This window comes from Nonomuraea sp. NPDC050643, from assembly GCF_040654715.1.
Classification (GTDB): Bacteria; Actinomycetota; Actinomycetes; order Streptosporangiales; family Streptosporangiaceae; genus Nonomuraea.
On sequence record NZ_JBFAIM010000002.1, the window covers coordinates 177403 to 190023 of the forward strand.

Annotated in this window: 12 protein-coding genes; 3 read left to right on the forward strand and 9 right to left on the reverse strand. The window is 69.9% G+C overall.

The genetic code is table 11. The features are described from left to right. The first annotated feature begins 64 nt into the window (after positions 1–64). Complete coding sequence (locus tag AB0I15_RS03030; protein ID WP_358089208.1) at positions 65–838, forward strand: TetR/AcrR family transcriptional regulator; 774 nt, start codon at positions 65–67, stop codon at positions 836–838. A gap of 54 nt (positions 839–892) precedes the next feature. Here AB0I15_RS03030 and AB0I15_RS03035 read toward each other — a convergent pair whose 3' ends face one another. After that, entirely contained in the window at positions 893–1342 is a 450-nt protein-coding gene (locus AB0I15_RS03035) for a MarR family winged helix-turn-helix transcriptional regulator (RefSeq protein WP_358089211.1), read from the reverse strand. A 75-nt stretch (positions 1343–1417) separates the two neighbouring features. Between AB0I15_RS03035 and AB0I15_RS03040 the strand changes: the two genes are divergently transcribed. Continuing rightward, positions 1418–2215, forward strand: a complete 798-nt coding sequence (locus AB0I15_RS03040; RefSeq protein WP_358089214.1) for a nitroreductase/quinone reductase family protein — start codon at positions 1418–1420, stop codon at positions 2213–2215. On the opposite strand, the gene AB0I15_RS03045 is transcribed toward AB0I15_RS03040, so the two are convergent. From AB0I15_RS03045 to AB0I15_RS03075, 7 genes are all read right to left on the reverse strand, one after another. Continuing rightward, positions 2212–2790: an ATP/GTP-binding protein gene (locus AB0I15_RS03045; RefSeq protein ID WP_358089217.1), complete on the reverse strand. Its 579-nt coding sequence runs from the start codon at positions 2788–2790 to the stop codon at positions 2212–2214. The two genes, AB0I15_RS03040 and AB0I15_RS03045, sit on opposite strands and share 4 nt — an antisense overlap. Further along, positions 2771–3133, reverse strand: a complete 363-nt coding sequence (locus tag AB0I15_RS03050; protein WP_358089220.1) for a DUF742 domain-containing protein — start codon at positions 3131–3133, stop codon at positions 2771–2773. Before AB0I15_RS03050 ends, AB0I15_RS03045 begins: the two co-directional genes overlap by 20 nt. Positions 3134–3159: 26 nt before the next feature. Continuing rightward, a complete protein-coding gene (locus tag AB0I15_RS03055; protein WP_192790678.1) occupies positions 3160–3582 on the reverse strand; it encodes a roadblock/LC7 domain-containing protein in 423 nt (140 codons plus the stop codon). 21 nt (positions 3583–3603) lie between these two features. Then, positions 3604–6474 (reverse strand): nitrate- and nitrite sensing domain-containing protein, encoded by a 2871-nt coding sequence (locus tag AB0I15_RS03060; RefSeq protein WP_358089224.1) that lies wholly within the window; start codon positions 6472–6474, stop codon positions 3604–3606. Between the two features lie 224 nt (positions 6475–6698). After that, positions 6699–8924, reverse strand: a complete 2226-nt coding sequence (locus AB0I15_RS03065; protein ID WP_358089227.1) for a [protein-PII] uridylyltransferase — start codon at positions 8922–8924, stop codon at positions 6699–6701. Between the two features lie 121 nt (positions 8925–9045). Beyond that, positions 9046–9384, reverse strand: coding sequence for a P-II family nitrogen regulator (locus tag AB0I15_RS03070; protein WP_358089230.1), 339 nt, complete (start codon positions 9382–9384; stop codon positions 9046–9048). Next, positions 9381–10736, reverse strand: a complete 1356-nt coding sequence (locus AB0I15_RS03075) for an ammonium transporter (RefSeq protein WP_358089233.1) — start codon at positions 10734–10736, stop codon at positions 9381–9383. Before AB0I15_RS03075 ends, AB0I15_RS03070 begins: the two co-directional genes overlap by 4 nt. A gap of 206 nt (positions 10737–10942) precedes the next feature. Here AB0I15_RS03075 and AB0I15_RS03080 point away from each other — a divergent pair, with 206 nt between their 5' ends. Next, positions 10943–11869 carry an iron-siderophore ABC transporter substrate-binding protein gene (locus AB0I15_RS03080; RefSeq protein ID WP_358089236.1) on the forward strand — a complete coding sequence of 309 codons (927 nt, stop codon included), beginning with the start codon at positions 10943–10945 and terminating at the stop codon, positions 11867–11869. Here the strand turns inward: AB0I15_RS03080 and AB0I15_RS03085 are convergent. Continuing rightward, positions 11853–12617, reverse strand: coding sequence for an MOSC domain-containing protein (locus AB0I15_RS03085; protein WP_358089239.1), 765 nt, complete (start codon positions 12615–12617; stop codon positions 11853–11855). The genes AB0I15_RS03080 and AB0I15_RS03085 overlap by 17 nt on opposite strands. Positions 12618–12621: the final 4 nt, after the last annotated feature.

Consider the following 12621-nt stretch of genomic DNA (forward strand, 5'->3'; position numbering starts at 1 on the left):
AATCGTACGCTGTACCGTACAACATACGATTCGCATTGGCAACCGTACGGTGTACCGTACGAAGGTGACAGTTGAGTACTCCGGCAAGGGCGACCCCGCGCGCAGCCTCGCCCTGCTCTGGCGGACCAGCGAGCGGGCCAGCCGCAAGGGCAAGCCCGAGCTGAACGTGGACCGCATCGTGCGCGCCGCCATCGAGGTGGCCGACGCCGAAGGGGCGCAGGCGCTGTCCATGCGCCGGGTGGCCGAGCGGCTGGGCGTGGGGACGATGTCGCTCTACACGTACGTGCCGGGCAAACCAGAGCTTTTCGACGTCATGCTCGACACCGTCTACGGGGAGACCGCCAGGCCGCAGGACGTGCCGGGCGGCTGGCGGGGCCGGCTGGAGCAGATCGCCAAGGAGAACTGGGCCCTCTACCTGCGCCACCCGTGGCTGCTGCAGGTGGCGGCGAGCCGCCCGGTGCTGGGGCCGAACCTGACGGCCAAATACGACTACGAGCTGAGCGCGGTCGACGGCATCGGCCTGTCGGACCTGGAGATGGACTCGGTCATCACCCTGGTCACCGGCTTCGTGCACGGCGCGGCCAGGGGCGCGGTCGAGGCCGCGCAGGCGGAGAGCCAGACGGGGCTCACCGACGAGCAGTGGTGGACCGCGCACGCGCCGTTCCTCAGCAGGATCGCCGACGTCAGCCGCTACCCCACCGCCGCCAGGGTCGGGCAGGCCGCGGGCGAGGCGCTCAACGCGGCCTACAGCCCCGAGCACGCCTTCGAGTTCGGGCTGCAGCGGGTGCTCGACGGCGTCGAGGCCCTGGTGCGCAGCCGGAACGAGACCACGGCCTGACAACCCTTCGAGCCCGGCGGGTTCAGCAGGACCTCGACCCGACCGGCCCCCGCCTCAGCCCGACAGGGCGTGTTCGTAGGCCAGGAGGGTGTCCACGAACATCCGCCGCTGCTCGGGCGTGAGCGGCTCCAGGGCCTGCCGCCACGCCTTGGCGCCGTAGCCGAGCCACTCGTTGATCGACTCCTGGTGCCGGTCGGCGATGCTCACGATCGTCCGGCGCCGGTCGGCGTCGTCCTCCCGCCGCTCCAGCACGCCCTTCCTGCTCAGCTCGCCCACCATGAGGCTCACCGTCGCTGGCGCCACCTCCAGCCGCGCCGCCAGCTCGTTCACCGTCATCGACCCGTCGAACAGCAGGTACGCCAGCAGCGACAGATGACGCGGCGCCAACGACAGCGCCTGCAGTTCCTCCGGCACCTTGAGCCGCTTGACCCGCCCCACCATGCGCGGCATCAGCAGCAGCAGCGTCCTGATCCCGTCGTCCACGCTCAAGCCGTCAGTTGACATGCCCAACACCTTGCTGTCTAAATTAGCTTTGCTTGCAAAGCAAATACGATGTGCGCCTTCCCAAAGGATAGTGAGATGACGGACTTCAACCAGCAGGTGATCGCGGAGTTCCGCGCCAACGCCGGCAAGGTGGGCGGCATGTTCGAGGGCGCGCCTCTCGTGCTGCTGACCACGGTGGGCGCGAAGACGGGCCGGCGGCGTACGAACCCGGCGGTCTACCTACGCGACGGCGAGCGCATCCTGGTGTTCGCCTCCAACGCGGGCGGCGCCGCCCACCCGGCCTGGTACCACAACGTGCTGGCCGGCCCGAGGGTCACGGTGGAGCTGGGCGCGGAGACGTTCACGGCACAGGCGGTGCCGCTGGAAGGGCAGGAACGCGACCGCCTGTACGCCCGCCAGGCCGCGATCGACCCGGCCTTCGCCGCGTACCAGGAGGCGACAGACCGGGTCATCCCCGTCATCGCGCTCTACCCCGAGCGCGAGCGGCTACGGGCGTTCGGGGCCGAGCTGGTCCGGATCCACGACCACTTCAGGGGCGAGCTGGCCCGGCTGCGCGCGGGCCAGGCGCCCGACGCCACCGACCTGCGGGCGCACTGCCTGGCGTTCTGCGACGCGCTGACGTTCCACCACACGGGCGAGGACCGAGTGGCGTTCCCGCATCTCGACAAGCTCTTCCCGGAGCTGAAGGAGCCCCTCGACCGGCTGCGCGGCGAGCACGCCGTGATCGCCCGGCTGATCGAGGAGCTGCGCGAGACGACGGACCCCGCGACGCTGGACCGCATCGCCGACGAGCTGGAGGCCCACTTCGCCTACGAGGAGAAGCTGCTCGTGCCGACGCTCGACGCCCTCGGCGAAGTGCCCTGGGCGAGCTAGTAGACCGACGCGGCGCGCAGCCGGACGACGTGCTCGACCAGCGAGATCAGCGTCGCCTTGACCGACTCGCGGTGCCGGGCGTCGGTACGCACGATCGGCACCTGCGGCGACAGCGCCAGCGCCTCCCTGACCTCGTCGTCGGAGTGCGGGAACTGGCCCTCCCAGCCGTTGACGCCGACCACGAACGGCAGCTTGGCCTCTTCGAAGTAGTCGATGGCCGGGAAGCTGTCGGCCAGGCGGCGGGTGTCGAGCAGCACCACGGCGCCGATCGCACCGCGGACGAGGTCGTCCCACATGAACCAGAACCGGTGCTGCCCGGGGGTGCCGAACAGGTAGAGGATCAGGTCACGGTCGAGCGAGAGCCGGCCGAAGTCCATCGCCACGGTGGTGGTCTGCTTGTTCGGGGTCATGCCAAGGTCGTCGATGCCCGCGGACGCGTCGGTCATCACCGCTTCTGTGGTGAGCGGGAGGATCTCGGACACCGCCCCCACGAACGTCGTCTTCCCGACGCCGAAACCACCGGCGACGACGATCTTCGTCGACGTGAGGCCGGGGCTAGAGCCTGCGTAGTCCACTGAGCACCCTTTCGAGCATGTTGAGGTCTGGTTGTCCCTGGCTGAGGCGTGGCTGGTGCAGGCGGACAAGCCCTTCATCGGACATGTCCGCCACGAGCACCCTCGCCACGCCCAGCGGGACGCGGAGCAGGGCCGAGATCTCGGCGACCGACCGGAACGACCTGCAGAGCTGCATGATGGACTCCTGCTCGGGGGTGAGCATGGCCATCTCGTCGTCCGGGATCGACATGGTAGAGATCAACGTCTCCATCGCGAGCGGATAACGCGGCTCGGATCGGCCGCCCGTCATCGCGTAAGGACGGAACAGGGGCTCGTCGTCCCCGGTCCCGTCAGTGCCGTACACGGCCCTCTCCCATCAGTTCCATCACATCACCGGGTCCTGGCGGCCTGAAGTTCCGCGCGCAAGGCCGGCGTGAGCGCTTGCCCAGCTCTGTCTACCAGCAACGTCATTTGGTACGCCACGAGTCCCATGTCACAATCCGGACCCGCGAGCACCGTGAGAACGGAGCCGTCGCTGATCGCCATGACGATGAGCAGACCGCGCTGCATCTCGACGACGGTCTGCGTCACCGAGCCGCCTTCGAACACCCTGGACGCACCGACGGTCAGGCTCAGCAGACCGGCGGAGACCGCCGCGAGCTGGTCGGCCCGGTCGGGAGGGAAGCCCTCCGAAGCGGCCAGGCAGAGCCCGTCCGCCGAGACCACGACGGCATGCGCGACTCCCGGCGTGTTGCGGACGAAGTCGGTGATCAGCCAGTCGAACCTGTGCGCCTCATGGCTAAGGGTTGTCACGCATCCTCCCCGGCGGGACGCTCACTCACTCTGTTCCTCCTGTCCACGAACTTCCTGGCGGCCCCTGCGCACACCCTGCTGGTAGCTGGCCATCCGGCTGCGCATCCGGTCCGCTGAGACCGGAGGCGCCGGCGCCTGCCGCTGCGGCTGGGCCTGCGCGGGCTGACTCGCCGTGCCGGGCACCAGATTCGCCTTGGGGGTGCGCTTGGGGAGCCCGGCGGCGGTGATGCCGCCGAGGCTGGGATCGCTGGCTGCGGCCGCCGCCTGCCATCCGGCATCGGCGGCCGTTCGCCACGCTTCCTCCCCAGAGGGTACGGCTTGCGCGGGCGTGGCCTCTCCTCCGCCCGCCGCGTGCCGCCCGGGTTCCTCCGGCTTGCGGAACCACGCCGACTCCACCGAAGCGAAGATCGGCAGGAACTCCTCCTGCTCCTGCTCCATCGGCGACATGTCCACCGAGGGCGCCGCGTCCGGCCTGCGCACGTCGTTCGTCGGGTACGACGGCGGATTCTGGAACGCGCCATTTCCCGATGGCACTGAACCCGGGCTGGGGTACGAAGGATAGGTTCCGGAGTCGAACGAGGCCGGCTGCCTGCGGTAGGACCCGCCGTCGGTGTCGGCGGTGAACCCGTTGATCCCAGCCCTGCCGGGATCGGAGGGGAACCCGCCGGGGACCGCCGGGCCACCGTCGAAGGCACCCGGTCGTGCCGGGCCGCTGTCGAAGGTGGCCGGCCGGCCACTGTCGAAGGTGCCCGGCCGCGCGGGGCCGCCGTCGAAGGCGCCGGGCCGCGCCGGGCCGGACTCGTACGGGCCGGTTCCGTACCTGGCCGGGCCGCTGTGCCGCGGGCGGCCGTTCTCGGGGCCGGCCGGCCGGGCCGCTCCCGGGTCGAAGGAGTCGAAACTGCCGAACGACCTGAACGTCCCGTTCTGCACGGGCACCGCGGGCTGGCTGGGCACGACGCCGCCGCCGAACGCGGGCCGCGGGGGCAACTGCTGCTGTTGCTGGGTGCCGTCGGTGATCAGCGCGGGCGGCAGCAGCACCATGGCGATCAGACCGTTGCCCTCGCCCTTGCGCAACTGCACCCGGATGCCGTGGCGCAGCGCCAGGCGGCCGACCACGAACAGACCCATGCGCCGGGAGACCGACACGTCCACGACGGGGGGCTCGGCCAGGCGGCGGTTGGCCTCGGCCAGCTCCTCCTCGGTCATGCTGATGCCCGTGTCGCTCACCGACAGCAGCGCGCCGCCGCCCTCGATGAGGCTGCTGGTGACCATCACCTGGGAGCTGTTCGGGGAGAACTGGATGGCGTTCTCGACCAGCTCGGCGACCAGGTGGACGAGGTCGTTGGCGGCGCTGCCCAGGACCGAGGTGGCCCGGTGGACCTTCACCTGGACGCGCTCGTAGCCCTCGACCTCCGACAGCGCGGCGCGTACGACGTCGACGAGCTTGGCCGGCTGGCTGCGCCGGCGGGTGGCCTCGTGGCCGGCGAGGACCAGGAGGTTCTCGGAGTTGCGGCGCATACGGGTGGCCAGGTGGTCGAGCTTGAACAGGTCGGCCAGCCTGGTGCCGTCCTGCTCGCCCTTCTCCAGGCCGTCGATCAGCGAGATCTGCCGCTCGACCAGCGTCTGGGTGCGACGCGAGAGGTTGACGAACATCGAGCTGATGTTGCTGCGCAGCTCGGCCTCCTCGCCCGCCAGGCGTACGGCCTGCCGGTGGACCTGGTCGAAGGCCCTGGCCACCTCACCGATCTCGTCGTTGCCCTCGACCTCGATCGGGTGCACCTCGCTCACGGAGGCGTCGCCGGTGACGCGCAACTGGCGCACCACGTCGGGCAGCCGGAAGCCGGCGACCTCCAGGGCCTCGGTGCGCAGCCGGCGCAGCGGGCTGACCATGGAGCGGGCGATGGCGACCGTCAGGAGCAGGACGAGCAGCAGCAGGGCCAGGATCAGGGAGCCCGCGACGATCGCGTTGCGGATCTCCGCCTGGCGCAGCTCCTGGCTGCGCAGGTTGACCTGGTCGGCCAGCTTCTTCTCGATCCCGCGCAGCACGCCGACGGCGGCGGTGTTCTGGTTGAACCAGTCCTCGCGCTCGGCCCTGGCGGAGATCAGGTTGTCGGTGATCCTGACGCCCGGCGCCCTGCTGCTGACCAGCGTGACCGCGCGGGACTTGGTGAGCTGGATGTTGATGTAGTCGGGCGTGGCCGACAGCGCCTTGGACAACTCCAGGCCGACCTCGACGCCCGCCTCGGCGCCGACCTCCGAGATGTCGCTCTGCTGGCGGGCGTTGGAGGCGATGAACGCCTCGACGTCCTTGGCGCCCACGTTCTTGTCGTCGTAGGAGGCCCTCAGGAGCAGGACGCGCTGGCGGGAGATCTCCTCCTTGGCCGCGGCGAGGGCGCTCAGGGCGCGGAACTGGCCGATGATCTGCGGGTCCTGGGACATCAGGCTCAGCTCGTCGTGCAGCTTGAGCAGGGTGTCGGTGAGGAAATCGTACCGGATGGTGTTGGTCTGGCCCTCGGTCCTGATCTTGGGCAGGCGGCCGAGGTCGTACCTGGCCTGGGCGGCGGCCTTCACCACGCGGGGGCCGTAGGAGTCGTCCATCGTGTCGAGGTCGGAGCGCACGGTCTTGACCAGAGCGTCGACGGAGGCCTTGTACTCGGTGAGCTGAGGGGCGAGCTTCTTGCGCATCGCACGGTTGGCGCCGATCCAGCCGCCCGTGTCACGCTCCAGCCCGACGGCCTGTACGAGGTCGCGGATGCGGCCGGACTGCTCGGCGGCGGTGGCCGTGCGGTCGTAGTCGCCGATGCTCTGGACCGAGCCGACCACGCGCGCTCCCCCGAGCACCACGCCGGCGATGGTGGGCACCAGGATGAGCGCGGTGAGCCGCCACCTCACGCGCCAATTCCGCAGGCCAAGCCGCCGCAGTGACCGCTTGCCGCGGTCCCGCTGCGCGGGGAGGCCGCTGCCCGAGTTCCCCGTAGTCACCGCTCCGCTACCCCTCAATCATCCCGTCAGCAACGGGTCATCAAGCCGTCCACAAGGTATCCGCCGAATCTGACCTACCAGGCATATCGGGCACAATCGTTACAAATGTGACCGAAGTGGTTGTTTGCTGTTGGTTATCGCAGTGCGGCCAGGACTTGATCGCGGACTTGAGCCCTCTGCGCGTCGTCGCTGAGGGGGCGACCAGCGCGGTCCACAACATAGAAGACGTCCACCGCCTCCGCGCCGAGAGTCTCTACGCGAGCGGCTCTCACGTCAAGACCGCACTCCCCGAACGCCCGCCCAATACGCCACAGAAGTCCCGGCCTGTCATGAGCCCTGACTTCTATCACCGTGGCGGTGGCCGAGGCGTCGTCCACCAAGGTCACACGGGGTGGAGCCACCGGCACGCGGGGCGGCCTCATCGCGCGTGTACGGCGTGCCAGCCGCTGCTCGATGTCAAGACGTCCAGCAAGGACGAGACGGAGATCGGACTCCAGGGTCGCCGGGTCGGGAGGGGAGCCGTACTCGGGGATGACGGAGAACTCGATCACCGCCGTGGACCCGGCGGACGCGGACGACGCGGAGCGCACGACGAGCCGGTGCGCCGACAGCACCCCGGCGGCGCTCCACAGCAGCCCCACCCGGTCGGGGGCGACGACCGTGACCGCTCCCCCGTTGACGCGGATGGCGCCGCCGCCGTGCCGGGCGAGCGAGGCCTGCTCGGGTGACAGGGTGGGCGGCTTGGGCGGGGGCGAGCCGGCCAGCACGGATCTGACGCGGCGTACGAGGTCGGCGACCAGCCCCGCCTTCCAGGCGTTCCAGGCGGCCGGGCCGGTCGCGTTGCCGTCGGCGACCGCCAGCGCGGCCAGCAGGTCGAGCACCTCCCGGGAGCCGACGGTCCCGGCGACCTTCTCGATCGTGACCGGGTCGTCGAGGTCTCTGCGGGTGGCGGTCTCGGGAAGCAGCAAGTGGTGACGGACAACGGTGGCCAGCGTCTCGACGTCGTGCGGGGGCAGGCCGATGCGCGTCGCGATGTCACGGACCACGACCTCGCCGGTCGCGGAGTGGTCGCCCGGCCAGCCCTTGCCCACGTCGTGCAGGAGCGCGCCGATCAGCAGGAGGTCGGGACGGGAGACCTCGCGGGTGTGGCTGGCGGCGTTCGCGGCGGCCTCGATCAGGTGGCGGTCGACCGTGAAGCGGTGGATCGGGTTGCGCTGGGGACGGTGGCGTACGCGTTCCCAGTCAGGGAGCAGCTTGACAAGGATGCCCGCCTGGTCGAGCTCCTCCCACACGGGCACGGCGGCGCGGCCGGCGCCGAGGATCGACACCAGCGCGTCACGGGCCTCCTCGGGCCAGGGCACCGGCATCGGGGGCGACTGAGCTGCGAGGACCGAGACGGTGGCGGGGGCCAGCGGCAGCCCGGAGTCGGCCGCCGCCGCGGCGGCCCGCAGCACCAGCACAGGGTCCTTGCGGGGGTCGATCCCCCTGGCCAGCACCACTTCGCCGCCGTGCTCGACCACGCCGTCCGCCAGCGGGCGGCGGCCTCGGGGAGCGGGGCCTGACACGAGCCTGTCAACGGTGCGCCAGGTGGCGTCGAAAGCATGGGAGACGGTGCGCCCGGCCTCGGCGAGCCTGCGCATCAGCGCCTCGGCGTCGAGCAGGCCGAGCAGCCCGGCCACCGCGTCCTGCTCTTGCAGCACCAGCCGGTCGGTGCCGCGGGCGGTGACGATGTGCAGCGCGTGCCGCACGTCGAGGATGAACTCGTAGGCCTCCCGCGCCCGGGGACCCGGCGCCGAGGCGACCCACGCGGCGGCCACCGCCTGCATGGCCTGGACGTCGCGCAGCCCGCCGCGCCCGTCCTTGAGGTCGGGCTCGAGGAGGAAGGCCAGCTCGCCGCTGGTCTGGGCGCGCTTGTCGGCGGCGTCACGCAGCTCGCCGAGCCTGCGCCTGGAGTCGGCGCGCCATTCGGCCAGCACCGCCTCTCTGGCCTTCTTGGTCAGCTCGGGGTCGCCGGCCACGTGCCTGGCCTGGATGAGACCGAGCACGGCCTTCAGATCCTGCCTGGCGACGGAGACCGCCTCATCCACCGTCCGCACGGAGTGGTCGAGATTGACCGCCGAGTCCCAGATCGGATACCAGATCCGGTCGGCGATCCTGGCCACGTCGGCCCGGCCGTTGTGGAGCAGCACCAGGTCGAGGTCGCTGCCCGGGGCCAGCTCGCCCCTTCCCAGGCTCCCGACGGCGACCAGTGAGACGTGGTCGCCATCGCTCGCCGTGCGGAAGAGATCCTTGAGCCAGCGATCGGTGTCCGCCGCCCGCTCCTTGCGGGCCGCGGCGTACGAGCGGGCCTCTCCCCTCACCGTGCTGCCCCCTTGCCGAGCTCCGCCCGGACGCCGTTGTCCGGGCTTCGCCGCGGATCCATCGTGGATACCCTGCAGTGCTCCACCCGGACGCCGTTGTCAGGGTTTCGCGTCGCGGACATCACAGGGCTTCCGGACCCCGTTCTCCCGTGCGTACACGGATGACGGTGTCCACCGGCACGGACCAGACCTTGCCGTCGCCGATCTTGCCGGTGTGCGCCGCCTTGACGATGACGTCGATCACGTCCTCGGCGTCGTCCTCTTCGATGAGCACCTCGAGGCGCACCTTGGGCACCAGGTCCACCTGGTATTCGGCGCCGCGGTACACCTCGGTGTGGCCGCGCTGGCGGCCGTAGCCGCTGGCCTCGCTGACGGTCATTCCCTTGACGCCGAACTGTTCCAGTGCGGCCTTCACGTCATCCAGCTTGAAGGGCTTGATGATCGCGGTGATGAGCCTCATGCGTCCACCTTCTTGGGAGCGGGAGCGGCGGGACCGTTGAGGGAGCTCACGCCGGAGGCGTAAACCGTGCCGAGGTCGTAACCGGTCTCGGCGTGGGTCGAGACGTCGACACCGGCCACCTCGGCCTCCTCGGGAATCCGGAAGCCCATCGTCTTGTCGATGATCTTACCGATGATCCAGGAGACCACGAAGGAGTAGCCGCCGACCGCGATCGGGCCGAGCACCTGGAGGCCGAGCTGGCTGACCTGCCCGCCCTCGATCAGGATGCCCTTGTTCTGGCCGGGCAGGAACGGGTAGGCCGCCACGAAGCCCAGCGCGATGGCGCCGATCACACCGCCGACCAGGTGCACGCCGACCACGTCGAGAGAGTCGTCGTAGCCCATCTTGTACTTCAGGCCCACGGCGTAGGCGCAGCCCACACCGGCGAGCAGGCCGATGACCACGGCGGCCCACGGGTCGACGAAACCACAGGCGGGCGTGATGGCCACCAGACCGGCCACCGCGCCGGATGCGACGCCGAGCGTGGTCGCGTGACCGTCGCGCAGCTTCTCCACGATCATCCAGGCGCCCGCGGCCACGGCGGTCGCGACCTGGGTGTTCATGAACGCCAAACCGGCGGTCTGGTCGGGGGCGAGCTCGGAGCCGGCGTTGAAGCCGAACCAGCCGAACCACAGCAGGCCGGTGCCGAGCAGCACCAGGGTCAGGTTGTGCGGCCGCATGGGCTCCTTGCGCCAGCCCTGGCGCTTGCCCAGGACGAGCGCGAGCGCGAGCGCGGCGGCACCCGCGTTGATGTGGACGACCGTACCGCCGGCGAAGTCCTCGATGCCGAGCTGGGTGAGCCAGCCGCCGCCCCAGACCCAGTGAGCGACGGGGAAGTAGACCACCGTGGCCCACACCAGCGAGAACAGCACCCAGGCGCCGAACTTGGCCCGGTCGGCGATCGCGCCGCTGATCAGCGCGACGGTGATGACGGCGAAGGTGAGCTGGAAGGCGGAGAACACCATCAGCGGGAAGTTGTCCGCCGCGGCGGCCTCGGCCGTCACGTTGCCGCCCTCAACGATGAGACCTTCGTAAACGGCGTTGAAGACCCCGCTCAGGCCGACGTAGTCAAGTCCTCCGACGATCTTGTTGATGAAGCCGGAACCGTCCCCGGCGGTGTCGAAGGCGAGGGAGTAGCCGTACAGCACCCAAGCGACCGTCACGACGATGATGCTGACGAACGACATCATCATCATGTTGAGGACACTCTTGGCCCTGGTCATGCCCCCGTAGAAGAACGCGAGGCCCGGAGTCATCAGCAGCACCAGGGCGGTGCATACCAGCATCCAGGCAGTAGTGCCGCTGTCGATCATCGAAGCGACCCTCCTTACATGTGACGTGTGGCCACAGCGTGTTCTCCTGGGGTTTCATGGCTCGACCAGGCGTGTTTCACATTCGTGAATCTCGCCGCGCTGGTGTTTCGTGGTGGTTTCGGGCTTCTCACGCGGCCGATTTAGGAAGCGCTAGATCCGGCATGGAATAATTAGGCTTGCCTTACCTAAGCGACCAAGGAATGCCCATGCGACTCAGCCTGGCCATAGCCGCCATGCTCCCTCTCCTCTCCCTAGCCGCCTGTGGCACCTCGACCACCTCCCAGGAGACGGGCCCCACCCGGACCGTCAAGCACGCGATGGGTGAGACCAAGGTGCCGATGACCCCGAAGCGGGTCATCGTGCTCGACACGGACAAGCTCGACACGATGGTCTCGCTCGGCCTCACCCCCGTCGGCGCGGCCCAAGCCCAGCAGAACCAGGCCTGGCCGAAATACCTCGGCTCGGCCCTGTCGAACACCAAGGCCGTCGGGACCCTGCAGCAGCTCAACATCGAGGCCATCATGGCGCTCAAGCCGGACCTGATCCTGGGCACCAAGTTCCGGCAGGCCACCTTCTACGACAAGCTCAGCAAGATCGCCCCGACCGTGTTCACCGAGCGGGTCGGCATCACCTGGAAGGAGAACTTCCTGCTCGACGCCGAGGCGCTGGGCAAGAAGGACCAGGCCCAGCAGCTCCTCTCGAGCTACGAGACGCGGGCCAAGGAGGTGGGCGCCAAGTTCTCGAAACTGCAGGTGAGCATCGTGCGCTTCATGCCGACCGAAATCCGCATGTACGGGCCCGAGTCGTTCAGCGGCATCGTGGTGGGCGACGCGGGCGTCCCCAGGCCCGAGGTGCAGCAGCTCGCCGCTCAGGAGGACAAGCGCTTCGGCAAGCTGAGCCAGGAGAACATCGCCCAGGCCGACGCCGATGCCGTCTTCTACACCGCGTACGGTGAGGCCGCCGCCAAGTCGCAGGCCACGGTGACCGGCGGGCCGCTGTGGAAGAACCTCAAGGCGGTCAAGTCGGGCAACGCCCACAACGTGGACGACGAGATCTGGATGCTCGGCATCGGCGTGACGGCCGCCGGCAAGATCCTCGACGACCTGGACAAGTACCTCACGCCGCTGGTGTGACGCGGTCGCCCTTCCTGATCCGGCCGGGCCGCAGCACCCGCGCGTACGCCCCCGCGCACGCCTGCGGCCCCAGGTCGAACACCGGCACCCGGTTGTGCCTGGCCACCGTGCGCAACGCCTCGGTGTCGCGCTCCAGGGAGCCGTGCGCCAGCGTCGGAATGGCGCAGCGCGGGCTGGCCACGATGACGTGCAGCACCACCTCGTCACCGATGCGCAGCTCCCGGCCCGCCCAGTCGTTCTCCACGAAGCCCTCGGCCTCCGTCGCGATCACCAGGTTCGGCCGGTAGCGGAGGGCTTCGACGTGCCCGCGCGGGCTGAGCGCGCCGATGCGCCCAACGGCCGAGGTGGTGATCAGGTGGATCGGCGCGAAGTCGAAGAACGTGCCCGCGGGCGCGGCACCTCCCAGCGTCCCCACGGTGTAGGGCACCTCGGCCTCGATCCCCTCGGCCAGCACCCGCTCCGGCACCGACCGCTCGAACTCGGCGCCCTCCGGCGGCACGTCGATCAGCCGGACCTCGCGCCCGAGCAGTTCCGACAGCTCCGCGTCGCCGGGCGGCGCCGCGCCCTCGACCGTCAGCAGGCCGCGCCAGAGCCGGGGGTTCTTCGCGCTGGCGATCTTCCCGGTCGCGACGTCGAGGACCGCCCGCGCCCGATCTCCGGCGAGCCCCCGCTCGGTCACCTCGCTCTCGGCGACCTCCTCCCCCAGCATCGACTTGACGGGGTAGCGGCGCAGGGTCTCGAGGTGCATGGGG